The 23,924-nt window shown below is 32.0% G+C and carries 25 protein-coding genes; 18 read left to right on the forward strand and 7 right to left on the reverse strand.

The annotated features are described in order from the left end of the window. The first annotated feature begins 1,583 nt into the window (after positions 1–1,583). The 16 genes from B6S12_RS02690 to B6S12_RS02770 all read left to right on the forward strand — a co-directional run bounded on the left by B6S12_RS02690 (position 1,584) and on the right by B6S12_RS02770 (position 16,491). Complete coding sequence (locus tag B6S12_RS02690) at positions 1,584–3,761, forward strand: WD40 repeat domain-containing protein (protein ID WP_111229285.1); 2,178 nt, start codon at positions 1,584–1,586, stop codon at positions 3,759–3,761. An 11-nt stretch (positions 3,762–3,772) separates the two neighbouring features. Beyond that, positions 3,773–4,855, forward strand: a complete 1,083-nt coding sequence (gene ispG, locus B6S12_RS02695; RefSeq protein WP_111229286.1) for a flavodoxin-dependent (E)-4-hydroxy-3-methylbut-2-enyl-diphosphate synthase — start codon at positions 3,773–3,775, stop codon at positions 4,853–4,855. A 112-nt stretch (positions 4,856–4,967) separates the two neighbouring features. Further along, on the forward strand, positions 4,968–5,669 hold the full coding sequence (locus tag B6S12_RS02705) for a BsaWI family type II restriction enzyme (protein ID WP_111229287.1): 702 nt from the start codon (positions 4,968–4,970) through the stop codon (positions 5,667–5,669). Beyond that, a complete protein-coding gene (locus B6S12_RS02710; protein ID WP_245892494.1) occupies positions 5,660–6,445 on the forward strand; it encodes a DNA-methyltransferase in 786 nt (261 codons plus the stop codon). The genes B6S12_RS02705 and B6S12_RS02710 overlap by 10 nt, the downstream gene beginning before the upstream one ends. Before the next feature lie 3 nt (positions 6,446–6,448). Next, positions 6,449–7,447: a DNA adenine methylase gene (locus B6S12_RS02715; RefSeq protein ID WP_111229288.1), complete on the forward strand. Its 999-nt coding sequence runs from the start codon at positions 6,449–6,451 to the stop codon at positions 7,445–7,447. A 69-nt stretch (positions 7,448–7,516) separates the two neighbouring features. Next, positions 7,517–7,999 (forward strand): type II 3-dehydroquinate dehydratase, encoded by a 483-nt coding sequence (gene aroQ / locus B6S12_RS02720; RefSeq protein ID WP_111229289.1) that lies wholly within the window; start codon positions 7,517–7,519, stop codon positions 7,997–7,999. A gap of 23 nt (positions 8,000–8,022) precedes the next feature. Next, on the forward strand, positions 8,023–9,066 hold the full coding sequence (locus B6S12_RS02725) for a M24 family metallopeptidase (protein WP_111229290.1): 1,044 nt from the start codon (positions 8,023–8,025) through the stop codon (positions 9,064–9,066). A 5-nt stretch (positions 9,067–9,071) separates the two neighbouring features. Further along, positions 9,072–9,656, forward strand: coding sequence for a 2-amino-4-hydroxy-6-hydroxymethyldihydropteridine diphosphokinase (folK, locus tag B6S12_RS02730; protein WP_245892495.1), 585 nt, complete (start codon positions 9,072–9,074; stop codon positions 9,654–9,656). Between the two features lies 1 nt (position 9,657). Next, positions 9,658–11,055, forward strand: coding sequence for a flagellar biosynthesis GTPase FlhF (gene flhF / locus B6S12_RS02735; protein ID WP_111229291.1), 1,398 nt, complete (start codon positions 9,658–9,660; stop codon positions 11,053–11,055). Then, positions 11,052–11,906, forward strand: a complete 855-nt coding sequence (locus B6S12_RS02740; protein ID WP_111229292.1) for a MinD/ParA family protein — start codon at positions 11,052–11,054, stop codon at positions 11,904–11,906. Before flhF ends, B6S12_RS02740 begins: the two co-directional genes overlap by 4 nt. Positions 11,907–11,918: 12 nt before the next feature. Continuing rightward, complete coding sequence (locus B6S12_RS02745; protein WP_111229293.1) at positions 11,919–12,275, forward strand: hypothetical protein; 357 nt, start codon at positions 11,919–11,921, stop codon at positions 12,273–12,275. A 7-nt stretch (positions 12,276–12,282) separates the two neighbouring features. Then, the gene (locus B6S12_RS02750; protein WP_425454652.1) at positions 12,283–12,993 is read left to right on the forward strand and encodes an RNA polymerase sigma factor FliA; all 711 of its coding nucleotides are present in this window, start codon (positions 12,283–12,285) and stop codon (positions 12,991–12,993) included. Next, entirely contained in the window at positions 12,986–14,044 is a 1,059-nt protein-coding gene (gene fliM / locus B6S12_RS02755; protein WP_111229295.1) for a flagellar motor switch protein FliM, read from the forward strand. The genes B6S12_RS02750 and fliM overlap by 8 nt, the downstream gene beginning before the upstream one ends. Positions 14,045–14,053: 9 nt before the next feature. Continuing rightward, the gene (gene fliY / locus B6S12_RS02760; protein WP_111229296.1) at positions 14,054–14,893 is read left to right on the forward strand and encodes a flagellar motor switch protein FliY; all 840 of its coding nucleotides are present in this window, start codon (positions 14,054–14,056) and stop codon (positions 14,891–14,893) included. A 53-nt stretch (positions 14,894–14,946) separates the two neighbouring features. Further along, a complete protein-coding gene (gene plsY, locus B6S12_RS02765; RefSeq protein WP_111229297.1) occupies positions 14,947–15,594 on the forward strand; it encodes a glycerol-3-phosphate 1-O-acyltransferase PlsY in 648 nt (215 codons plus the stop codon). A gap of 6 nt (positions 15,595–15,600) precedes the next feature. Then, positions 15,601–16,491: a hypothetical protein gene (locus B6S12_RS02770; RefSeq protein ID WP_111229298.1), complete on the forward strand. Its 891-nt coding sequence runs from the start codon at positions 15,601–15,603 to the stop codon at positions 16,489–16,491. Between the two features lie 506 nt (positions 16,492–16,997). Here B6S12_RS02770 and prfB read toward each other — a convergent pair. Beyond that, positions 16,998–18,098 carry a peptide chain release factor 2 gene (gene prfB / locus B6S12_RS02775; protein WP_111229299.1) on the reverse strand — a complete coding sequence of 367 codons (1,101 nt, stop codon included), beginning with the start codon at positions 18,096–18,098 and terminating at the stop codon, positions 16,998–17,000. Between the two features lie 10 nt (positions 18,099–18,108). Further along, on the reverse strand, positions 18,109–19,104 hold the full coding sequence (gene mnmH, locus B6S12_RS02780) for a tRNA 2-selenouridine(34) synthase MnmH (RefSeq protein WP_111229300.1): 996 nt from the start codon (positions 19,102–19,104) through the stop codon (positions 18,109–18,111). 149 nt (positions 19,105–19,253) lie between these two features. On the opposite strand from mnmH, the gene B6S12_RS02785 reads away from it, so the two are divergent. Beyond that, positions 19,254–19,601 (forward strand): P-II family nitrogen regulator, encoded by a 348-nt coding sequence (locus tag B6S12_RS02785; RefSeq protein WP_111229301.1) that lies wholly within the window; start codon positions 19,254–19,256, stop codon positions 19,599–19,601. A 12-nt stretch (positions 19,602–19,613) separates the two neighbouring features. Continuing rightward, positions 19,614–20,894 carry an ammonium transporter gene (locus B6S12_RS02790; RefSeq protein WP_111229302.1) on the forward strand — a complete coding sequence of 427 codons (1,281 nt, stop codon included), beginning with the start codon at positions 19,614–19,616 and terminating at the stop codon, positions 20,892–20,894. Here the strand turns inward: B6S12_RS02790 and B6S12_RS02795 are convergent. Genes B6S12_RS02795 through B6S12_RS02815 form a run of 5 tightly spaced genes read right to left on the reverse strand, consistent with a single transcriptional unit; the run spans position 20,891 to position 23,914 of the window. Further along, positions 20,891–21,712: a UDP-N-acetylmuramate dehydrogenase gene (locus B6S12_RS02795; RefSeq protein WP_111229303.1), complete on the reverse strand. Its 822-nt coding sequence runs from the start codon at positions 21,710–21,712 to the stop codon at positions 20,891–20,893. The two genes, B6S12_RS02790 and B6S12_RS02795, sit on opposite strands and share 4 nt — an antisense overlap. After that, a complete protein-coding gene (gene fliQ, locus B6S12_RS02800; RefSeq protein ID WP_111229304.1) occupies positions 21,713–21,979 on the reverse strand; it encodes a flagellar biosynthesis protein FliQ in 267 nt (88 codons plus the stop codon). A gap of 9 nt (positions 21,980–21,988) precedes the next feature. Then, positions 21,989–22,810 carry an enoyl-ACP reductase FabI gene (fabI, locus tag B6S12_RS02805; protein ID WP_111229305.1) on the reverse strand — a complete coding sequence of 274 codons (822 nt, stop codon included), beginning with the start codon at positions 22,808–22,810 and terminating at the stop codon, positions 21,989–21,991. A 1-nt stretch (position 22,811) separates the two neighbouring features. Next, positions 22,812–23,522, reverse strand: coding sequence for a triose-phosphate isomerase (locus B6S12_RS02810; RefSeq protein WP_111229306.1), 711 nt, complete (start codon positions 23,520–23,522; stop codon positions 22,812–22,814). Then, positions 23,519–23,914, reverse strand: a complete 396-nt coding sequence (locus B6S12_RS02815; protein ID WP_181450932.1) for a DUF1090 family protein — start codon at positions 23,912–23,914, stop codon at positions 23,519–23,521. Before B6S12_RS02815 ends, B6S12_RS02810 begins: the two co-directional genes overlap by 4 nt. Between the last annotated feature and the right edge of the window lie 10 nt (positions 23,915–23,924).

The raw sequence follows: 23,924 nt of genomic DNA on the forward strand, positions 1-23,924 counted from the left end.
AATATTCTAAGTAAAACCCGCTTAACTTATGCTTAAAACTATTAAAATTAGTCTTTGGAAGATAAAGCGGGTAAGGAGGCTAAAAGATTATTTTTTAGCTTTTACTTCTTATCTTTTAAAAAGGAATTTTAAACTTTGTAACCCTTTATGATAAAAGGGTTACAAAGTTTAAAAACTTTTCTTTCTTTAATCTTGTTTTAAAACAAAATCTTCTTATTTAATGCAAGTGTAAATAATATTAATATTAATAATTTTAGTCTTGTTGTTTTTTAGATTGCTTTGCTACGCTTGCAATGACAAGGTAATAATATTGGATTGCTTCGTTGCTTTGTTCTTTGTAACGACAGAGGGGAAGAGTCTTACAATGACATTCTGCTTTATCATTGCAAAGCCTTTAGACTGAAACAATCTAAGAAAACAACCAAGAGTTTAAATTAAATCCTCATATAAATCTTTCCATTGTGGAATTATATTGTTTATTAGTTCTAGTTTTCTTTTATGGTTTCTTGCTTTTAGTTGTTTTCTCTTTGTATTATATTTTAAACATCATAAATTTCATAATATCCTAGTTTGTTAATTTTATATTTATTGGCAAAGCTTTCTATTAATTTGTTTTTGTATTTGTAAATTCTTTTATTAAGTTATCTGTTATACCTATGTATAGAGTTCCATTAAAATTATTAAAGAGAATATAGACATAATATTACTTATTTAATTTTAGCTTTTTTGGGGTTTTTGGATTGTTACGGCGATTACATCGCCTTGTAATGACAGGGGGGTAACTCGCAATGAGGAGGTAATAATATTGGATTGCCACGCAAAGTTTAAAAATTTTCTTTCTTTAATCTTGTTTTTTAAATAAATTCTTCTTGTTTAGTAAAAATATAAATAGTATTAATAGTTTTTTATCTATGAAGTAGAATAATAAAATTAAGTAGAGTTATGCAATCTATGAGAATGCTTAGGGGTTTTGGTGATTCTTTTTAGATTGCTTCATCGCTAGTGCTCCTCGCAATGAAATAGGGGAACTTACAATAACAAGGGGGGGAGAGCCTTGCAATAACACTTCACTTTATTATATTGTCGTCCTCCGCTTTCTTATAATGGCACATATTGACATCTTTACTTTATTATATTAGGTAAAGCGAAATATCGCTGATTTAGAAAATCTTCTTTTAAATTCTTATCTTATAGATTTATTTAAGAAAACTCCCTTTAAGGATTTTCTTTTGGAAATATTTTGGCTAAAGCCTTAGAACAATAATAGAGTGTATTGAGTATTTTTAGTTTGCTTTAAAGTTAAAATTCTTTCTGATAAAAGAAGCTTCTTTGGTAATATTAAAGGGCAGATAAGCAGTTTGAAACACAATAAATTACTAAAAAAATATACTTACTTTTTAATAACTATATTAGAGAATGATAGCTTCACCCCCTAAAAACCTTAAGTAAAAAATATTGTAAAATTATTTCACAATAACTAAAAGAAATAAAACGATTAAAATATTAGTGTAGTTGAAAATTACAAGCTACCTTTTAGGCTAAAATTGTATAATCCTTATTAAGACTAATTAGCAGGATAATTTATGTTTCCCATTAAAAATAAACTACATTTAATCGGTAGTGTTTTAGCAATTTCAAGCAATAAAGATTATATTTTGTGTATGGATAATCTTTATAATGTTTGTGTGTTTAATAAAAATAATATGACTTTAGAAGATAATATGAAGCTTTCTAAAAGTGCAGAACCTATGCATTATTTTAGTAAAAGCGTAGCAATTTCAAATCATAATTCTAAAGTAGCAGTAGGTATTTCTAAAACCCCTAAAGCTATTGTCTTAAATGCACATAAAACAATTGCCCCTATTGCTACGCTTACTTGGCAAAAATTAGAGATTTCTACGATAATTTTTTCTAAAAATGATAGCTATTTGGCAACAGGAGGAGAAGATGGGAGAGTTCTTATTTATGAGGGGGATAGCTTCCAACTTCTTTTAAGCCTTCCTCCTTTTCCAGATTATATTTCTACAATTTGCTTTAGTGAAGATGAAAGTTTGGTGTTTGCTTCATGTTTTCATAAAAGTGCCATAATTTTTGATGTAGAGAAGAATAATTTAATATGTGAATTTGAGCTGGATTCTATTATTGAAGATGCGTTTTTTTATGAAGAGAATAAAAAGCTTTTTGGAGTGTGTAAAGATGGAAGTATTTTTATATATGATATCTTAGAAAAAAAAATAAATTTGCAAAACCAAGTTTGCAAAGTTTGGCTTACTACTACACAACGGATTAATGAGGATTATGCGATTGTGGGTGCTAAAGATGCACTTTTGAGAATAATTAGATTAAATGATGGAATGCTTATAGAAACTATTTTGCTTGACAATCCTGGAGTTAGTTCCATACATAAAGAGGAGAATTTGCTCTATGTGGGTGGGAGTGATGGTAGTTTGCAGATAGCAGATTTAGATAAAGCAAAAGATGCTATGGAAGAAGTTTTGGAGAAAAATGACTTAAAGGCTGCTATGGAATTGATTTTGAAAGAAAATATTTTTTTAAAGATTAGTAAAGATTATATTCATAAAGTAGAAACTTTATGGAAAGATACTTTAAAAGAAGCCATAGAACTGCTTGCTAAAGATAGAATGGAAGAAGCTTCCAATCTTGTCGCTCCTTTTATGCTAGATAGACACAAAAAGGAAGAGTTTGATTATTATTGGCAACAAAAGGAGAATGTTGCAAAGTTTAATGATGCAATTTTGGAAAAAAATTACCAAGAGGCTTATAAGCTTGCAGAATTACACCCTTATTTAAAAGAAAGTTTAGCCTATGCAAATATAGAAGAACTTTGGGAAAAGTCATTTGAAGTTTCTAAAAGACTTTTAGCGCAAAATGCAGAACTTAATACTCCCAAGGCTCAAGAGCTTTTACGCCCTTTTATGCAGGTTAAAGGTAAAAAGGAAACCGTAATGATGCTTTTACGCAATGTGGATAAATATGTGCAAGCTGATAAAGAATATAAAGCAAAAAATTTTGTAGAATATTTTAAACTATGCGAGAGATTTCAGTTTTTAAAAGAAACTACTCTTTTTCAAAGTGCGCTTTTTATAGGGGAACAAATTATGCAAAAAGTAGCCCTTTTGGAAGATAGTGGGGATTATGTTAGAGCACTTGAAGTTTGTAAAATTCTTTCTTCTATGCCTCCTTTTAGGCAAATTGCAAACGATAAGACAGAACGCATTAAAATTAAGCAGGAGTTTTTAAACGCTATTAAAGAGCATAAATTAGCACAAGCATTTATTTTAGCAGAAGAGCATCCAGAATTTAAGGGATTAAAAGAAGGTAAAGCACTTTATGAAAATTTTAAGAATAAAACTAAGATTGCATTGGGTTATGCTAATGCAGGAGATGGAAAGGCTACGCTAGATTGTTTAAAAGAATATTTGTATATTGATTTATGGAAAGATAAAATTGCTTCTATTTTAAAAATTGCTTATTTGAATGAGTTTTTAGCACATTCTCCTAAAAAAGAAGCTCAAAATAAAGAGGAAGAAAATATTTCTTGGGAAGAGACCTTTGGCTATTATATTGAACGCTATGGTAAGGATGAAGAGTTGAAAAAAGTGGCACAAGAGATGGGATTAGAGGCAATTATAGATAAAATTCCATTAGATGGGAATGCAAAAGGCTATTTAACTGCTATAATTGCAGATTCATTAATTTCAATAGATAACCAACCCTTACAGGAACATAAACAAGAATAAAGGTGAAAACTATGGAAACACTAAAGAAGCGTTTTCCAACCAAACAAATATATGTAGGTGGCGTAGCAATAGGTGGAGATGCACCTATTTCAGTGCAAAGTATGACTTTTTCAAAAACTGCAGATCTTAAAGCTACAAAAGAGCAGATTGATAAGTTGCAACTCGCTGGTTGTGATATCGTGCGTGTAGCTGTGAGTGATGAAGAAGATGCTCATGCACTAAAAGAGTTAAAAGAGCAAATTTCTTTGCCATTAGTGGCTGATATTCATTTTCGCTATAAGCTTGCACTTATAGCTGCACAAAGTGTAGATTGCATTAGAATAAATCCTGGAAATATAGGTTCTAAAGAAAAGATAAAAGCAGTAGTAGAAGCTTGTAAAGAGAGGAATATCCCCATACGCATAGGAGTAAATGCAGGAAGTTTAGAGAAACAATTTGAGAATAAATATGGTGCAACTCCTAAAGGAATGATAGAATCAGCACTTTATAATATTAAGCTTTTGGAAGATTTTGGCTTTAGTGAAATAAAAGTTTCTCTTAAAGCAAGTGATGTAGAACGCACTATGAGTGCTTATAGGGGTTTAAGAGAGCTTGTTAGATATCCTTTTCATTTAGGGGTTACAGAAGCAGGGGATTTAGAATCTTCTATGATTAAAAGTTCTATGGCACTTGGTGGGCTTTTGATGGAGGGGATAGGCGATACTATGCGTGTGTCTATTACAGGAGAGTTAGAAAAGGAAATAGAAGTTGCGCGTGGAATTTTGCGCTATAGCGGAAGGCAAAAAGAAGGGATTACTTATATTTCTTGCCCAACTTGTGGGAGATTGCAAGCAGATTTAGTCCCTCTTTTAAAAGAGATTAAAGCCAAAATGCCTCCTATTAAAACTCCTATGCAACTTTCTGTGATGGGTTGTGCAGTAAATGCACTAGGAGAGGCAAAACATGCAGATGTTGCCATTGCTTTTGGGAGTGGAGATGGCTTGATTATTAAAAAGGGAGAGATTATTGGTAAATATAAGCAAGAAAATTTGATTGAAGTTTTTATAGATGAGGTGGTAAAAACACAAAAGGAAATGGAAAAAAGTGAAGATTAATGAACTTGATTTAAGTGATTGGAAAAATTGTGATATAAATACAGATTCTTTATGGCTTATTTCAAGTCGTTTGTTATTGGTGCGAAAAAATTAAAGCTTGAAGGAATAGATTATGAAGCCTTATGAAAAAATAGTTCAAAATTTTAGAGATTTTGTATCCAAACATAGTAATGAAGCCTATAGAAATCTAAAAACATTTTTTGAATCTCAAAAACAAGAATTTTATGTGCAAAAAATTAACGAATTATATTTACAAGGGTTTGAAGAACAAGATTGTATCATAAAGGCAAGACAAGGCTGGGTTAGTGTTATAGGTAGAAGCTTAGAACTTGTAATTGAAATTTTGATACAAGATTTTTGCAAGGAACATAACCTAAAAATTACAAATGATAAAATTTTGAAAAGCAACAATTTAGATATTGAGTTAGATTCTGTCAAAAGAGCGTTATTGGTACATTTTGGAGAATATAGTGTTTTACCTGATGGTGATATTATTATTTATAAAATGAACTCTTATAGTCCTAAAATACTTGCAATTTTATCGGTAAAAAATTCTTTTAGAGAAAGATATACAGAAACACCTTACTGGAAACTAAAACTTATGCAATCAGAGCTTACAAAACATATAAAAGTATTTATGATTACACCTGATAATGATGATGAAATTAGTTTTAGTGACAATCCTAAAAAATCTCGTATTGTTATGGAATATGAGCTTGATTGTATATATTTAGCAAAAGATGATTTTCATAGTTCAAACAAAATAAAGGGGATAGAATCTCTGCTTGTTGATTTGGAGAAAGTATGCAAATAAGTGATATGTTAAATACCGCCCCATTTTTTACTTGCAATAATATCGTGCTTTTAAACGAAAATGTATTGCAAAAAGATTGTTTAAAGGAATCTTTTTTTGATTTAGGTATTACTTCTCCACCTTATAATGTTGGCATAGAATATGGCTCTAACAATGATACTTTAAATTATGAAGCATATTTGGAGTTTAGTAAAACTTGGCTTAGTCATTGCTATTTTTGGGCTAAAGATAGGGCAAGATTTTGCCTTAATATCCCTTTGGATAAAAATAAAGGCGGACAACAAAGTATGGGTGCAGATTTAATTAATATTGCAAAAAGTGTTGGCTGGAAATATCATAGCACTATAATTTGGAATGAGGGCAATATTTCAAGACGCACAGCATGGGGGAGTTGGCTTAGTGCTTCAGCTCCTTATGTGATAGCACCAGTAGAACTAATAGTAGTTTTGTATAAAAACGAATGGAAAAAGAAAGCTAAAGGAGAGAGCAATATAAGCAAAGATGAATTTATGGCTTGGACAAATGGATTATGGACTTTTAATGGGGAGTCTAAAAAGAGAATAGGACACCCGGCACCCTTTCCAAGAGAATTACCAAAGCGTTGCATAAAACTATTTTCTTTTATAGAAGATATTGTATTTGACCCATTTAGTGGTAGCGGAACGACACTTATTGAAGCTAATGCAAATAATCGTTTTGGGATAGGTTTAGAGATTGATAAGGAATACTGTATTTTATCTAAACAGAGAATTCAAAATCAAATACAATTGCTTTAATGAATTGCACCAAGAAGTAAATTCAAGCTCTCATCTTTTTTATTTGAAAGCATTGAAGAGACTTTAAAAGCAAAAGATAAGGTCTTAAAAGATTGTATCTTTTGTGATATTTTTGCAGGAACATCAGCGGTAGGAAAGCTATTTAGGTCAAAAGTCAAGCAAATCATCGCCAATGATAAAGAATTTTATAGTTTTGTTTTGGCAAAAAACTATATACAAAACTCAAATTTCTTATCTCGTGCTGATGAACTGATAGAAATGCTAAACCAAACACCACTAATAAAGGATAAAATTTACAAATATTACGCAATAGGTGGTGGGGAAAATAGGCAGTATTTTAGTGATTTTAATGCAATGAAAATTGATAGCATAAGAATGCAAATTAAAATTTGGAAAGAACAAAATTTTATTAATGAAGAAGAATATTATTTCTTATTGGCAAGTTTATTAGAAAGTGCAGATAAAGTCGCAAATACCGCTTCTGTTTATGGAGCTTTTTTAAAACATCTTAAAAAATCAGCCAAGAAAGAGCTTGAGTTAAGCCCTGCTAAATTTGAATGCACTCACACAAAACACATAGTTTTTAACGAAAATGCAAATGATCTCATCAAAAAAATTAAAGGCGATATTCTTTATCTTGATCCGCCCTATAATGCTAGAGAATACGGAGCAAATTATCATGTGCTTAATTCCATTGCAATGTATGATGATTTTATCCCACAAGGAAAAACGGGCTTGAGAGTCTATGAAAAATCTGCTTGGTGTAAGAAAAATTTGGTTTTTGATGCTTTAGAAGATTTGATTAAAAACGCTGATTTTAAATTCATTTTTTTAAGCTATAACGATGAAGGCTTGCTTTCTTTGGATCAAATCAAACAAATTTTTGAAAAATACGGAAAATATGATTTTAAAAGCCAAATTTATCAGCGTTTTAAAGCCGATTCTAGACGCACTCATAAACAAGATAAAACTATAGAATATTTGCATATTTTGGAGCGTTAGAGTATTTTTATTTCATTCTTAAGCAAGTTTTTTTTATAATTGTTTAAAGTTTTAAAATTAGGAGTAAAAATGAAAGTTTTAGTTATTCAAGGACCCAATCTTAATATGTTAGGGATTAGAGATCCTAGAATTTATGGAAATTATAAATTAGAGAATATCCATCAAAATATCAAAGCTCATGCAGAGCAGTTAGCTTTAGAAGTGGATTTTTATCAAAGCAATTATGAGGGAGAGATTGTAGATAAAATTCAAGAGTGTCTTGGACAATATGATGGAATTATCATCAATCCTGCTGCATATTCACACACTTCTATTGCAATTAGAGATGCAATTAGTGCTGTTGGTTTGCCTACCATTGAAGTGCATATTAGCAATATCCACGCAAGAGAAGAGTTTAGACAAAAAAGTTTAACTGCTCCTGTTTGTTCAGGAAGTATTGTGGGATTTGGGCCTTTTGGTTACCATTTAGCATTACAGGGAATTTCACAAATCTTAAATGAAATCAAGGCAATTAGAGAGGCACAAGCAAAACAAGCACAAGAACAACAATAAATGAAAGATTAAAGGGGGGTGGGATGGAAAATTTTATTATTCAAAATGAAAATGCACTGTATTATGAGATAAATTATAGTTGCGATCATGGGCTATTTTTAGCCCTTGGAGATAAGGGATATTTTTTTACCGATGGGCGTTATGAGGTAGAGGCTAAAGAAAATATAAAAAGCAATAAATATGATATTGAAGTGCAAATCACTAAAGATTTAATTAGAAGTGCAAGAAATATTCTAAAAAAATACCATAAATTAAGTGTGATTTACAATCCACAAGATTTTAGCGTTTATGATTTTGAGAAGTTAAAAGCAGATTTAAAAATCAATTTTTTAGCAAAACCTAATTTTCATCAAGAAAAGCGTATGATAAAAACAAAAGATGAAATAGAGTTGCTTCATAAAAGTCAAACTCTAAACAATGAAGCTTTTAAAAAGTTTGCAAAATATATTAGTAAAAAAGGGGAAAATGCTTTAGAGTTTTTTTTGCACTTTAAATCACAAAGTTTTCTAACCCATAAAGGTAAATATGATCTTAGTTTTAATCCTATAGTGGGGATTAATGCAAATGCTGCAAAACCCCATGCACTTCCCTCAAATGATAAGTTAAAAAAGGGAGATTTACTGCTTTTTGATGCAGGAATGAAGTATCAAAGATATTGCTCGGATAAAACAAGGACGGGTTATTTTAGTAAAAATGGACTATCTTTTAAAAAAGAGCAAAAGTTTAAAGATGCTAAAATGCAACAAATTTATGATACCGTCCTAAAAGCACAAGAAACAGCTATACAAGGAATAAAAGTTGGAATGCTTGCAAGTGAGGTAGATATGCTTGCAAGAGAAGTGATAGAAAAAGCAGGTTATGGGAAATATTTTGTCCATAGCACAGGGCATGGGATAGGGCTTGATATTCATGAATTGCCTTTTATTTCTCCAAAATCTAAGGTTGTCTTGGAAGAAGGAATGGTTTTTTCTATTGAGCCTGGGATTTATTTGCCTAAGGAATTTGGTGTAAGGATTGAGGATTTAGTGGTTGTGGAGGCAAATGGAGCTAGAATTTTAGGAGAATAATAGTATTGAAAAGCAAGAACTTTTATGCACTAAAAACCTATCACCAAAGAAAGATTAAAGAAGGTTTTATAGAGTTTAAGCCTAAGATTTTTAAAAAACCTTTTTGTAAAAAGCAAAAAATGTGGAAAAACCTTAGGAGAAGTCAGCTTTTAAGAAATCCACAGCCTTTTATGTTTTATAAAAATCCTAATACTTTTAAAAAGGCAGTTCTCCTAGGAATAGGGGGGAATGTAGGAGAAGTTTTGGTAACTTTTTGGAAACTTTTTAAGAGGTTAAAAGGTAAAAATGCTATAATGCAAGTATCGCCTTTTTTGAAAAATCCTGCGTTTGGCTATACAAAACAAGAGGATTTTTATAATACGCTATTGTGGTTAAGAACACAAAAAGGTTATGTGGATTTTTTCTCCTATATGGCGTATTTAGAGAGAGTTTTTGGGCGTAAGAGGAAGCGTGAGTTTAAAAATGCTCCAAGAACTTTGGATATTGATATTTTAAGTTTTAAAGAAAAAAGGATTAATCTAGCTCATATGCATATTCCGCATAAAGAGTGGGCTAAACGAGAGAGTATAATATTTCCACTAAAGGGTTAAAATGAAATTATTTACTTATCAGGCACAAACCTCCTCATTAGCAATAGCAGAGGCTAAGAAAGAACTAGGAGATGAATTTTCGCTCATTTCTCAAAAGAAATTGCCCGATGGGAATTATGAAATATCTGTTGCCATTGATGAGGCAGAGCTCAAAAAAATAAAGGAGCAACGCCAAAACCAAGAGGCAAAAGCAGATGCATTTGTAGCTAAAAATAATAGTATTGCAGAACGCTTAGAAATCATTGCAGCAAAGGAGTTAGAGAAAAAAAGGGCATTAGCAAATGCGCAAAATTTGCATGCAAGATTGCCAGAAGATGTTTCTTTACAGCTTTCAGATGCGGTGCGTCAGATTTCACAAATTGCAGGGGTAGAGAGTAAAATACCTGCAAAATCTCCTTATCAAGATAAGCAAATAAGCACACTAGCTCCCAAAAAAGAAGAAAAGCAAGAAGAAAATAAAAAAACTATTAAAAGAGATAAAGATGGTGGGGATTTTCGTTCTCTTAAAGGGGAAATTGATAGATTAAATGATAAATTAAAACTTATCCAAAATATGTTTTGGGAAGAGAGGGGGCCAAAGAGTGATGGGCTTATCATTCCTCATGAGTTTGCAGAAATTTATAGAATCACAAAAGCAAGTGGAATGGCAAAGGAACATTTAGAAAAAATTATGCAATTAACCTTAGAACTTATGCCTATTAAAATGCGTGAAAATTCTGTGTTAATTAAGCGTTATTTTAGAGAAGTTTTAAGAAAGATGGTTTATGCAAGGCAAGAAAATCTAAGCTCTAATGCAAAAAGTATTATGATGCTAGTGGGACCTACAGGGGTGGGGAAAACCACAACTTTAGCAAAGCTTGCAGCAAGATACTCTAAAATGCTTAATAAAAATTATAAGGTAGGTGTTATTACCCTTGATACTTATAGGATTGGTGCAGTAGATCAGTTAATGTTTTATGCTAAGAAAATGAAGCTTAGTATTGAAACTGCAGTAGATACAGAAGAGTTTGTGAGTGCGCTAGATTCTCTAAAATATTGCGATTATATTTTAATAGATACTATTGGAAGTTCCCAGCATGATAGGGCAAAATTAGAGTCTTTAAAAAGCTTTGTAAATGCAGATCCTAATGCAAAAATTGATGTAAGCTTGGTAATGAGTGCTACGACAAAATATGAGGATTTAAAAGATATTTACCATACTTTTTCTACTTTGGGTATTGATACGCTTATTTTTACTAAGCTTGATGAAACGCGTGCTTATGGGAATGTATTTTCTTTGATTTATGATACTAAAAAGCCTACAAGCTATTTTTCAATTGGGCAAGAAGTTCCTAATGATTTAAAAGTGGCGAGTAGTGATTTTTTAATTGATTGTCTTTTAGATGGGCTTGTTAAATGAAAAATCAAGCTGCAGCACTTGATAGTCTTATAAGTCAAAAAAAGGTAGATACGAAATTTATCGCTATTACAAGCGGTAAAGGGGGAGTTGGTAAATCTACTTTTAGTGCAAATTTAGGTTATAAGCTTTGGCAACTTGGCTTTAAAGTTGCTATTTTTGATGCAGATATTGGACTTGCAAATTTAGATGTAATGTTTGGGGTTAGGGTGGAAAAAAATCTTTTGCATGTGCTTAAAAATCAAGCAAGGCTAAAGGATATTTTGCTTCCCATAGAACATAATTTTTATTTAATACCAGGAGATTCAGGAAGTGATATTTTTCGCTTTAAGAGTGAATTTATGTTTGAAGCATTGATTGAAGATTCTAAAATTTTAGATGGATTTGATTTTGTGCTTATTGATACAGGAGCAGGTATTGGTGAATATACGCAAACTTTTTTGAAAAATAGTGATGATATTATTGTGCTAACTGTGCCAGATCCAGCAGCTATTACAGATGCATATGCGACGATTAAGCTTGCTTCGCATTATAAAAAGCGTGCTTTTATGATGATTAATATGGCAAAAAACGACAAAGAAGCTTTGATGATTTTTGAGAAAATTCATAAAATTGCTAGTAACAATATTAAAAACATTACTTTAGAATATTTGGGTAAGTTCTCTAAAGATCCTCTCGTTAATCGTTATACAAAAAACCGTTCTATTATTGTAAGAGAGGAGCCAAATTGTTCGTTGTCAATGGAGATTGAAGAGATTGCAAGAAGATTAGCACAAAAAATGGAACGGAATGTGCTAGTAGAAGAAGATAAAAGATTTGGTAAATTCCTCAAAAGGATTTTGGGGCATTTTTAACAAGGAATGTAAATGACGCTAAAAATGGATAATTTTTTAAGCTTTGCAATTGTTAATGGTTTTTTTATAGGGCTTTTACTCTCTTTTTTAAAATTTGATGAGCCTGAAATGATTGTAGCTTGGACGCTAATTGCCACGATTGGTTTTTATTTGATAACCCTTGTTAGTGTTTCCTTTTTTATGCACTTTTTTGATGATAAAAATAAGGCAAATGTTCATAAGTCTTCTTATAATAAGATTTTAGAAGATTATATTGAAGAATTTGATAAGCGTGAGAAAGCCACAAATAAAATTAGGAATTTCCTAAGAACGATGGAAAAAAGTGCCAAGGAAGAAGAGGAAGAGGAAGCTCTTTCTAGGAAATCTTAAGTAGGCTATGATGTTAAACAAAGAAAATCCTTATGCACAAGCTTTAAAAAATCAAAAAGATGATTTAGCAGTAGCTTATCTTCCAGCACTTAGAGCTTTGGCATATCGGCTAAAAGAGCGTTTGCCTTCTTTTATAGAAGTTGCAGATTTAATTTCTGTTGGCACAGAGGAGTTGATAAAGCTTGCAAGAAAATACGATGAGAATTTAAACGATTCTTTTTGGGGCTATGCAAAATCTAGAGTTTATGGAGCTATGCTTGATTATTTAAGAAGTTTAGATTGTCTCTCACGCTATACAAGAACTTTAGTAAAAAAAATTGATTATGAGATTTTAAAGTATTATAATGAATATCAAGAAGAGCCTACCAATGAGTATTTGAGTGAAGTTTTGGAAATAGAGATTGAAAAGATTAAAGAAGCAAGATACGCAAGCGAAATATGTGTGAATTTGCCACTTGATGAGCAGTTGAATTTTTGCCAAGATGAAAAAACTTATGATAAAATAGAAAAAGAAGAATTGGTTAAGATTATAGAACAGATTTTAAGTGCTTCAAGCAAAAATGAACAGCTTGTTGTGCAACTTTATTATTATGAAGAATTAAGTTTTAAAGAAATTGCAGAAGTTTTGGAAGTTAGCGAATCAAGAGTTTGTCAAATCCATAAAGCAATTATTAAAAAAGTAAGAGAATATCTTGCACAAAGGGGATATGATGGCTGATATTTTAAGTCAAGAAGAAATTGATGCTCTTTTAGAGGTTGTAGATGATGAAGGGAGTGATACAGAAGTTTTAGAAAAACCTCAAGTATTACAACAAAGACAAATTACGCTTTATGATTTTAAACGCCCCAATCGTGTAAGTAAGGAGCAATTGCGTGCTTTTAGGGGAATCCATGATAAGATGGCTAGAAGTCTTTCTAGTCAAATTTCTGCAATTATGCGTTCTATTGTAGAAATTCAGCTTCATAGTGTGGATCAAATGACTTATGGGGAATTTTTGATGAGTTTGCCAAGTCCTACAAGCTTTAATGTTTTTTCTATGAAGCCTCTTGATGGAACAGGAGTTTTAGAGATTAATCCAAGCATTGCTTTTCCGATGATTGATAGACTTTTAGGAGGTAAGGGGGATCCTTATGAATCTACGCGAGAATTTAGTGATATTGAGTTAAATCTCTTAGATACAATTTTACGCCAAATGATGCAGAATCTAAAAGAAGCGTGGGCGCCTATTACAGAGATTTTTCCAACTGTGGATGTAAAAGAATCTAGCCCTAATGTTGTGCAAATTGTTGCACAAAATGAAATTGTTATTATGGTTGTTATGGAGATTATCATCGGACATAGCAGTGGAATGATGAATCTTTGCTATCCAGTAATTTCATTAGAATCAGTTCTCTCGCGCCTTGCAAGTCGTGATATTATGCTAAGTGAGACAAATTCTAAGAAATCTCGTAATAAAGAATTACAAGCACTCTTAGGAGGTGCTAAAGTTAATGTTGCAGCAATGCTTGGGGAAACAAAACTAGCAGTAAGAGAGATTTTAGAGCTTGAAGTGGGTGATATTGTAAGGCTTGATAGACCTGCTGATGATACGGTAATTATTAATGTAGATGGTAGAGAGAAGTTTTTAGCAGGTATTGGGCTTCACAGATATAGAAAAACCATTGAAGTTAAAGAAATGATAAAGACTGAAAAAGACCAAGTTAAAGAAATTTTAGAAATGCTAGAAACACAACGCAAAACTAGAGCAAGTGAAATTGAAGATGAATAGGAGTGAAAAATGTTAAGTGATTTTTTAAAACTTGTTGTGCAAGAGAGTGTTGCTACTATAGAGGGGCTTTTGGGGCAAGCGCCTGATGTTGCACATTTAGCAAGCGAAGATGATAAAAGTGATAGTATTAAAGCTCCTATGGCAAGAGTGGATATAGAAGCAGATAATGGGACAAAATTAGCATTTTTTATTCCTCCACAAATTGCAAGTGCATTAGCTGATATGATGCTAGGGGGAGAAGGAGAGCAAAAAGAAGTTTTAGATGGAGATGATTTAGATGCTACAAAAGAGATTGTTTCTAATATTTTTGGGGCAATTTCTACCTCTCTTGGAGCACAAAAAGAATTACCAAAATTAAGCTTTAGTTTAAAACATATTGATTTTTTGTCTAGTGGAGATTTAGGAATAGGTTCTTTTGCACATTTTTATACTTTTGGTTTTACCTTAGGAAGTTTGCAACAGCAGATTTTTTTAGCACTTTCTCGTGAATTCATTGATACTTTAAATCCTAGTGCGACTCCTATTGAAGAACCTCAAGTTTCCCACCATCATGGAGGAGATTCTAAAATAGAGTTGAGTGGTGGGGAAATGAAAAATATGGCAATGCTACTAGATGTAAGATTGCAGGTTAAAGTGCGTATTGGACAAAAGAAAATGCTACTTAAAGATGTGATTGCTATGGATATTGGGAGCGTTGTGGAATTAAACCAACTTGCAAATGATCCTTTAGAAGTTTTAGTAGATGATAAAGTGATTGCAAAAGGTGAAGTTGTGATTGTAGATGGAAACTTTGGGATTCAAATCACAGAAATAGCACCTAAAAAAGATAGAATAGAACAGTTAATGTAACACATAAAAAAATAGGTTATAATTTAGGATAATTTTAAAGCTTAGGAAAATAGATGTATTTTTTAACAATCATTATAGATTTTTTTACAAGTTTGAATGGCATTTTTTATACTATTGCCTATCTAGTGGGAGGAATTCCTTTTGGGCTTTTATATGCAAAAATGGCGGGTGGAGTGGATATAAGAAAAGTAGGTAGTGGTAGCATAGGGGCTACAAATGTGCTAAGAGCACTTAAAGAGGCAAATCCAAAAGTGGCAAAAAAAGTAGCTATTTTAACAATGTTAAGCGATGCACTAAAAGGAGCTATCGTAATTTTAATAGCAAAGGTATTTGGACTAAGTTATGAAGCACAATGGATGTTAGCACTCTTAGCGGTTATTGGGCATTGTTATTCTCCATTTTTGGGCTTTGAGGGAGGTAAAGGCGTGGCTACCATAGTGGGCGTTATTGCTGTATTTTTACCTATTGAAGCCATTAGTGGGCTTGTAGTCTGGTTTTTAGTGGGGAAATTTTTAAAAATTTCGTCTTTAGCTTCATTGGTGGGAGTTTTGTTTGGAGTGGTTTTGAGCTTTTTTATCCATCCAGATATTCCGCATATCCATACGCACACACCACTTGTAATTGCAGCATTTATAGTGTTTTATAAGCATATTCCAAATATTGTGCGACTTATTCAAAGACAAGAGGGCAAGGTTCTCTAAAATAAAATGCAAAAGTTGGTAAAAAAGCTATTTGGAATTTTTGTCCTAAGTGTTATAGGAATCTCTTTTAGCGCTTGTATTAGGCTATTAGAGCCTATTTTATATATACCAGATACACCAAGCTTGATAGCAAACTCACTAAATTCTAAAGCTGCAGGGAGTGTGTGTGAAGGAATATATACACTTTTAGATAAGGATAAAAACCAAGAAGCTTTGCTAAAAGCCTCTAAAATTATGGGTTATAGTAAAGAAGAGTTAGAAAAAATCTTGCAAAAAGCTAATGTTAAATACCAAACCTATCACAAAGGCGTTCTAAGCTATGTAAGACTTAAATATCATCTAGCTTATTTATTAGAAAATTACCAAAAAGAGCCAGAGCTTTTAAAAAAGATTTTACAAGAGAATTATTTTTTAGAAGAAGCAGAGGCTAAAATTATTGCAAAAGAGGGTGCAATTTCTAAACAAGAAGAAGAGATTCTAAAACAAAAAGGATATTTTTTAGATGTTTTAGCACTAAATTCTAAAAATTTAAAAGAAGCTAGAGATAGCCAAGCAACCTATACGACAAGCAATCCCATTAAAAAAATGATACATTTAAAATTGAAACCAAAAGGGGAGAGCCCCTATAAGGAAAGGGAGCTTGAAATGTTATTTTTGGCTAATAGTGAAAATCTCTTAGAATTAGAAAATATAAAAAGTATAAAAATACATTTTGAGCTTCCCAATCCTAACAATATTCATCCTGAGAGTTTAATGTATGGTTTTGTAGATACAACTTCAGTTACTTGCAACATTGATAGAGACTATAATAAAATGCGCTATGAATATCCAACGCTCTTTGGTGTCCAAACCCAGCCTTTAGGGGAAGAAGAAATTTTGGTGCTTTATTTATTTTAACTTTTATGGATAGTTTTGAAATATAAATTGGTTGGTTAGATTTATCTAGTGTTGCTGGGCGTGTGTGGAAAATATGGAGAGGTTTTAGCCACCTATAGTTGTATTTGTTTTAATAATGCAGTTTTTACTCTTTTGGGCGTAAAAATTTAATGAGTTTTATAAAGAATGGCAGATATTAGCTTCTAATAATAAAAAGAAAATTTAAGATGTTGTAGTTGGATTGGTGTGTCTTATGGTAATATGTGCTGTAATTTAAAAACTTTAATTGAATAATTGCTAAATCAAAGACGATTAATAGTGCTATAAAGATATTATTTGCTATTAGATTTCCTTAATGCAGTTAAAAGTGTGAGGGCTATTGTATATTTATTTTAAAACATAAAGTTAGTATTAACAATTTATGAGTAATCACAAAAAGCAAAGCTTTATTAGCCAAGAAATGGAAGATAAATGGCCATATTAAGAATAAAGAGAGTGATAAGAAAAAAAGAGATTAAGAAGCTCATTTAGGCGTTGTGTGAGGAATTTATATGGATTAAAACTCCTTCTAAAATTGCATCAATATCTCCATCTAAAATATCATTGACATTTGTGTAAGCTAGATTGGAACGCAAATCTTTAACTTGTTGGTAGGGCGTTAGCACATAGCTTCTAATTTGATGTCCCCAGCCAATTTCGCTTTTTTCTTGGTTTGAATTTTGCTCTTCTCTTTTTTGTCTCTCTAGCTCATAAAGTTTGGATTTTAGCATTTTTAGGGCTGTGGCTTTGTTTTTGTGTTGGCTTCTATCATTTTGGCATTGCACAACGATTCCAGTGGGTGCGTGGGTAATACGGATTGCTGATTCTGTTTTATTGACATGTTGTCCTCCAGCACCCGAGGCTCGGTAGGTATCTATGCGTAAGTCTTTTTCTTCAATTTCTATATCAATATTATCATCTACTTCGGGAGTTACCATTACAGAAGCAAAGCTTGTGTGGCGGTTAGCATTTGAATCAAAGGGCGAGATTCTAACAAGGCGGTGAATCCCATTTTCTACCTTAGCATATCCATAAGCATTTTCACCTTTAATGATGAAACTTGCATCTTTAATCCCTGCTTCATCGCCTTCTTGATAGTCTAAAAGCTCTACTTTAAATCCCCTTCTTTCTCCCCAACGCAAATACATACGATAAAGCATACTAGCCCAATCTTGCGATTCTGTTCCACCCGCACCTGGAGTTATGGTAAAAATTGCATTATTAGAATCTAGCTCACCATTTAGCATTACTTCAATTTCTGCATTTCTTATTTCATGTTCTAATGCCCCTGCTTCTTCAAATAATAAAGCAAGAGTTTCTTCATCATCTTGTGAAATCTCAAAAAGCTCTTTAGCATCATCTAGTGCATTTTTAGCAGAATTGTATTTGCTAAGTTGTCGCTCAATGCGTTTTTTTTCTTTTTGTAATTCTGCTGCTTTTTTTGCATCTTCCCAAAACTCTTTTTCTTGCTCTTTTGCTTCTATTTCTTCAAATCTAGTTTGTAATTTTTGCGGTTGCATAATTTTTGTAATATTGTCTTGTTTTGTTTGAAGTTCTTTTAAAAGTTTGCTATATTCGTAATGATCCAAAAGTATTCCTTTATTTTAAAGTGTTTGCAAAATTTTGTATTTCTTGCAAGGTATTTTGTGTATTTGTATGTGTGATGCTATACAAATAATTTTCTTTTTTATAGACTTTATCATAATATTCTATTAGTAAAATTTCTGCAACTTTTTCTAAGTTGTTTGCATAGAATGCATTTTTTGCTTCTTCCCAAAAACTTTTTTTCATAAAAGGTGCAATTTTTTGCATAGAAGTTTCAAAAAATTCTTTGCTAATTTTACCATATTGTTTGATAATGCGTTTTATCCTATCTTCTAGTGGAGAGATAATAAGAATTTTTGGAGCTTTATGGTAGGTTTCATAGAGCAAGGTAGGTAAAATCAAGTTTCCTAATTTCTTGCTTTCTCCCTCAACTAACACAAAAGGTGCATTTTCTAGATTCTTTAATCTTGCAAAAAGAAGATCATAAAAATATTTCATACTAGGCTGTTTCCCTAAAACTCCTCCAAAGCTGGAACCAAAATGCTTTGCTAAGCTTTCAATATCCAAAGAATTAGCAAAAGAATGGATAATTTCACTCTTGCCACATCCTGTTTGCCCAACAAGTGTAATAAAGCGATGTTTTAATGGAGAGCTAAGATAGTTTAGCACTTCTGTGCGGTAAGCTTTATACCCTCCTTCTAATAAAACTACTTGATAGCCAATTCTTTTTAACACTTCATAAAAGGAATGGCTTCGCATTCCGCCTCTAGCACAATAGATACCAAAAGGCTTGGCAGGACTTAATAAGTCTTTGAGATTTACAAGATGGTTTGCGATGTTTTGACACACAAAACTTGCACCCATAGCTTTTGCGTTAAAAGAATTTTGCTTATAGATTGTTCCAATTTGTTCGTATTGACTATCTTGTAAAACAGGATAATTGAGTGCGTTTGGAATATGTGAATATGCAAATTCTTTAGGGGATCTTACATCAAGGATTAAACTAAGCTCTAAAGAAAGAAATTCAGCAATATTTGCTATTTTTATCAAAGAAATCTCCAAAAACTTTTTTAGTCCGCTATTTTAGCAAAATTTTTTAATAAATTTTTTCTTAATTTTTTAAATTAATTTATAAAATTAAGTTTTGTTTTGTATAATAGTAAAAAAGAATTGTATCTAAAAATTTATAAAGGAGAGTTATGGAAAATATTTATAAGCTTGAAATTATTACGCGTTCTGAAAAATTAAATGTTTTAAAAGAATCTCTTTATGCAAAAGGCATTAAAGGGATGAGTGTAAGTAATGTGATGGGTGCTGGTAATCAAAAGGGTAAAGTAGAAATTTATCGCGGAAGCGAAACGACTATTGATTTAATCCCTAAGGTAAAAATAGAGATTTTAGCTAAAGAAAGTATGTTAAATCTTATCATTGAGATTTCTAAAAAATGTTTGAATACTGGAAATATGGGTGATGGAAAGATTATTGTGCTTCCAGTTTTAAATGTAATACGCATCCGCACAGGAGAAGAGGGTGAAGATGCTATTTAATAGGAAGAAAAAATGAAATTTTTACTCATTTTTTTAGGTTTATGTAATTTTGCTTTAGGAAATAATAATGAGTTTTCTAGTAGCGATACAGTATTTTTGATTTTTTCTTCTTTATTGGTTATTTTGATGACACCTGCTTTGGGGTTATTTTATGGAGGTATGGTTAGAAAAATCAATGTTTTAAATACATTGGTTGTTTGTATTGTGGTATTCTCTTTAGTGGCGTTGCAATGGGTTGTGATTGGTTATACATTGGCTTTTGGGGAAGATAATTATGGAATAATTGGCGGATTGAATCATATTTTTGCTCTTGGAATGGATGGAAATTATATTGGGGGTGTGCCACAAAAACTTTTTATGTTTTTTCAGATGCTTTTTGCAATAGTGGGTTCGGCAATTATTACGGGTGCATTTGTGGAGAGAATGCGTTTTGGTGCACTTTTGATTTTTGTTTTATTTTGGAGTATTTTTGTCTATGATATTTTAGCGCATTGGGTTTGGGGGGGGGGTGGTTGGCTTATGCAAATAGGCTCACTTGATTTTGCAGGTGGAGGAGTAGTGCATATTGCAGCAGGTGTTGCAGGGCTTGTAGGAGCTATTATGGTGGGTAGGCGAAAGGGTGCAAGAGGTATTTTGCCTCATAGTCTTCCTTTATCTTTTATAGGTGCTGTATTTTTGTGGTTAGGTTGGCTTGGTTTTAATACAGGAAGTGCTTTAAGTGTAAATATGGTAGCTGTAAATGCTTTTATTAATAGTAATTTAGCAGTTGTAGGTGCGGTTTTATCATGGGTTATGATAGAATGGGCAAAGTTTGGAAAACCAACACTTTTAGGAAGCCTTACAGGAATTATTGCAGGGCTTGTAGCTATTACTCCTGCATGTGGGTATGTAAATGCCATTTGTGCGATTTTAATAGGGTTTTTAGCTTCTCCTATTTGTTTTTTTGCAATTAGCACATTAAAAGCAAAGATGGGTTATGATGATACGCTAGACGCTTTTGGCTTGCATGGAGTTGGAGGTATTTGGGGAGGGATTGCTACAGGGTTATTTGCAAGTAGTGAAGTGAATGGAATTATTAGGCAAGAAGGAATTAAAGAGGGGCTTTTTTATAGTGGGGATTTTACACTTTTGATGACACAGATTGTGGCAATTATAGCTTGTTTTTTACTCTCTTTACTTGTAAGCTATGGGATTTTAAAAGTCATTAGTTTTTATACGGTTTTAAGAGTGGAGGATAGTGAAGAGGAAAATGGGCTAGATCAAGCACTGCATGGAGAGAAAGCTTATCGCTAGGAGAAGATTTGCACTTCTTCTTCTAAAAGAATATTGTGTTTTTCTTGGACGCATTTTTTTGCAAGTTCTATTAAGTCTAGCACTTCTAAAAAGCTAGAGTCTCCTAGATTTACTAAAAAATTAGCATGTTTTTGGCTAAACATTAAAGATTTATTTTTGCCAAACTTTTTGCCCTTTAACCCTACGCTTTCAATTAAAAATCCCGCATAATTGTTACTTGGATTTTTAAAGCAACTCCCAAAGCTAGGTTCGCTAGGTTGGTTTTGACGCATAGAGGCAAAAAGTGGAGGCAAGTTTTCATCAAAGCCTTTATCTTTTTTAAAAATTCCTGCAAAAATGAGTGTGTTAATATTGCTTTTGCGGTATTCTAAAGAGAGTTCATCGCTTTTTACAAATTCTAATTGTGGGTTATTTTTTAAGCATAAAATTCCAAGCAAACTAGACTTAATTTCATATTCCTTTAAACCTGCATTCATTTTAATAATACCGCCTATACAACCTGGAAGCCCACGCAAAATTTCAAAACCAGCTAAATTATGCTTTTTAGCATAGGAGTAAAGCTTTCCACTTGGTGTTAGTGCTCCTACTTCTAAATACTCCCCACAATCTTTAATATAATCAAAATCCTTGCTTAAAATAATGAGATTTTTAGCTTGGGGTGAGATTAGGAGATTATTGGCTTTTCCGATAATATTAAGAGGATTTCCACTTTGTAAAAGTGTGTAATAATCTTGTGGATTAGAAATCTCATAAACTTCACAAATTCCACCTACTTTTATGCTAGAGTAGGTTTTAAAATCAATATATTTTTTTTGCATTTAAAAGATAAAAGTAGGCATCATATTAAAAATTCGTATGGTGAAGTCCATAAGCATATTTAGCATCCAAGGCATTGTGAAAATAATCACAATGATAACTGCTAAGATTTTAGGAACAAAAGTTAAAGTCATTTCATTGATTTGTGTGGTGGCTTGGAAAATACTGATAAGCAAACCCACCACTAAACCAACAAGAAGCATAGGAAGCGACAAAATAAGCGTGATTTTATAAGTTTCAATCGCTAAATTCATAAGTTGTGCTTCCACAAATTATCCTTATTGTATATTATCCCAAACCATTGTGGCTTTGCCATCTTTTTCTTCTACAGCACACATACCCATGATGTTGTATCCGCAATCTACATAATGAATCTCACCGCTCACTCCACTTGAAAGAGGAGAAAGAAGATACATAGCAGAGTTTCCTACCTCTTCAATGCTAACATTTTTGCGTAAAGGAGAATTTGCCTCATTCCATTTTAAGATAAATCTAAAATCACCAATACCGCTTGCAGCAAGAGTCCTAATAGGGCCTGCTGAAATTGCATTTACTCTAATTCCTTGTGTTCCAAGATCATGTGCTAAGTATCTTACGCTAGATTCTAAAGCAGCCTTAGCCACACCCATAACATTATAATGGGCTACATGTTTTACGCTTCCTAAATAACTCAAAGTTAAAATAGACGCATTTGGAGCTAAAACTTCTTGTAATTCTCTACATAACTCAATAAAGGAATATACAGAAATTTCCATAGCAATATTAAAAGCTTCCTTGCTAGTGTTTAAAAAGCTTCCATCTAGTGCATCTTTAGGAGCAAAAGCTACACTATGCACTAAAAAATCAAGTTTCCCAAAATCTTTTTTGATTTGTTCTTTTAGGGCGTTAAAATGCTCTTTTTTACTTACATCAAGCTCATAAACATATTGTGCATCTCCAAGCTCTTCGGCAATAGGACGCACTCTTTTTTCTATTTGCTCATTCATATAAGTTAAGCCAATAGTAGCTCCTTGATCTTTACAAGATTTTGCAATCCCATAAGCAATAGATTTATTGTTTGCTACTCCTACGATTAGTCCTTTTTTACCTTGCATTATCATTTTAAACTCCTTGTGAATTTTTTAAAATTTGGCAAAAGTTTTCTAATTTCCAACTAGCACTTCCAATGAGTGCACCATCTACATTGTTTAAGTGGATAATTTCTTGGATATTGTTTGCATTCACGCTTCCGCCATAAAGAAGTGGGATTTTACCTAATTTTTGCTTTAGATTTGTATGGATAAGCTCAATTTCTTCTAAACTAGCACTAATTCCAGTGCCAATAGCCCAAATAGGCTCATAAGCAATAATGAGTTTAGAATAATCTAAGCAAATACCATCAAGCTGTGCTAAAAGATAATCCAAAATTGCTTCTTTGCCTTTTTTTTTGATATTTAGAGGCTCACCAATGCAATAAAAAATTTCATAATCTAAAGCACTAAAATATTGAAATTTTTTAGCACACATTTGTTGATCTTCTTTAAAAATTTCGCGTCTTTCACTATGTCCTACTAAAAGGGTTTTGATTTTGAATTCCTCTAATTGCTCTTCTCCTATTTCCCCACTAAAAGATCCATTTTTTGTAAAATAGGCATTTTGAGCACCGATTTTAAAATGTTTAAAACTATTCTCTAAAAGTGCGCTAGAAGGAGGAAATATTGTAATTTGATGAGAGGTTTTTAAATTGTTTAAAAAACCTTCTAAATTAGTGCAATATTCTTTTGTGCTAAATCTTGTGTGGTTTGTCTTAAAATTACTTGCAATGATTTTCATTTGTCTCCTTTTTCTATACTCTTTAAAAATAACATTTCAATTTCTTTTTCTTCTTCTAATTCTTTAATTTTGTATTCTATTTTTGCAACTTTACTGATTTTGCCTTTAAATTCTGCCTCTTGTTTATCTAATTCTTTTTCTTTGATTTTTTCTTCTAATTTGGAAATTTTTAATTTTGATTCTTTAATAATTTTTTCATCTGTGCAGTATTTTTGATGATTTTTTAATGCGACTTTTAATCCTTCAATTTTGTTTTGTGTATTAGGATAGGATTGTAAAATTTGAATCTTGTTTTGAATGATTTTGGTTTTTTGATCGCAGAGTTCTCCAGCATTTAGCATAAATGGGATACAAGCTAGGGCGGTTAATAAATATTTATGATTTTTTTTCATGAATTTTCCT

This window comes from Helicobacter valdiviensis (assembly GCF_003245365.1).
In the GTDB taxonomy this organism is placed as follows: Bacteria; Campylobacterota; Campylobacteria; order Campylobacterales; family Helicobacteraceae; genus Helicobacter_D; species Helicobacter_D valdiviensis.

Bases quoted from the DNA above. Each gene is read 5' to 3' on its own strand.
- B6S12_RS02690 (WP_111229285.1), top strand. From the start codon at position 1,584: ATGTTTCCCATTAAAAATAAACTACATTTAATCGGTAGTGTTTTAGCA.
- ispG (WP_111229286.1), top strand. From the start codon at position 3,773: ATGGAAACACTAAAGAAGCGTTTTCCAACCAAACAAATATATGTAGGT.
- B6S12_RS02705 (WP_111229287.1), top strand. From the start codon at position 4,968: ATGAAGCCTTATGAAAAAATAGTTCAAAATTTTAGAGATTTTGTATCC.
- B6S12_RS02710 (WP_245892494.1), top strand. From the start codon at position 5,660: ATGCAAATAAGTGATATGTTAAATACCGCCCCATTTTTTACTTGCAAT.
- aroQ (WP_111229289.1), top strand. From the start codon at position 7,517: ATGAAAGTTTTAGTTATTCAAGGACCCAATCTTAATATGTTAGGGATT.
- B6S12_RS02725 (WP_111229290.1), top strand. From the start codon at position 8,023: ATGGAAAATTTTATTATTCAAAATGAAAATGCACTGTATTATGAGATA.
- flhF (WP_111229291.1), top strand. From the start codon at position 9,658: ATGAAATTATTTACTTATCAGGCACAAACCTCCTCATTAGCAATAGCA.
- B6S12_RS02740 (WP_111229292.1), top strand. From the start codon at position 11,052: ATGAAAAATCAAGCTGCAGCACTTGATAGTCTTATAAGTCAAAAAAAG.
- B6S12_RS02745 (WP_111229293.1), top strand. From the start codon at position 11,919: ATGACGCTAAAAATGGATAATTTTTTAAGCTTTGCAATTGTTAATGGT.
- B6S12_RS02750 (WP_425454652.1), top strand. From the start codon at position 12,283: ATGATGTTAAACAAAGAAAATCCTTATGCACAAGCTTTAAAAAATCAA.
- fliM (WP_111229295.1), top strand. From the start codon at position 12,986: ATGGCTGATATTTTAAGTCAAGAAGAAATTGATGCTCTTTTAGAGGTT.
- fliY (WP_111229296.1), top strand. From the start codon at position 14,054: ATGTTAAGTGATTTTTTAAAACTTGTTGTGCAAGAGAGTGTTGCTACT.
- plsY (WP_111229297.1), top strand. From the start codon at position 14,947: ATGTATTTTTTAACAATCATTATAGATTTTTTTACAAGTTTGAATGGC.
- B6S12_RS02770 (WP_111229298.1), top strand. From the start codon at position 15,601: ATGCAAAAGTTGGTAAAAAAGCTATTTGGAATTTTTGTCCTAAGTGTT.
- B6S12_RS02785 (WP_111229301.1), top strand. From the start codon at position 19,254: ATGGAAAATATTTATAAGCTTGAAATTATTACGCGTTCTGAAAAATTA.
- B6S12_RS02790 (WP_111229302.1), top strand. From the start codon at position 19,614: ATGAAATTTTTACTCATTTTTTTAGGTTTATGTAATTTTGCTTTAGGA.
- B6S12_RS02795 (WP_111229303.1), bottom strand. From the start codon at position 21,712: ATGCAAAAAAAATATATTGATTTTAAAACCTACTCTAGCATAAAAGTA.
- fabI (WP_111229305.1), bottom strand. From the start codon at position 22,810: ATGATAATGCAAGGTAAAAAAGGACTAATCGTAGGAGTAGCAAACAAT.
- B6S12_RS02810 (WP_111229306.1), bottom strand. From the start codon at position 23,522: ATGAAAATCATTGCAAGTAATTTTAAGACAAACCACACAAGATTTAGC.
- B6S12_RS02815 (WP_181450932.1), bottom strand. From the start codon at position 23,914: ATGAAAAAAAATCATAAATATTTATTAACCGCCCTAGCTTGTATCCCA.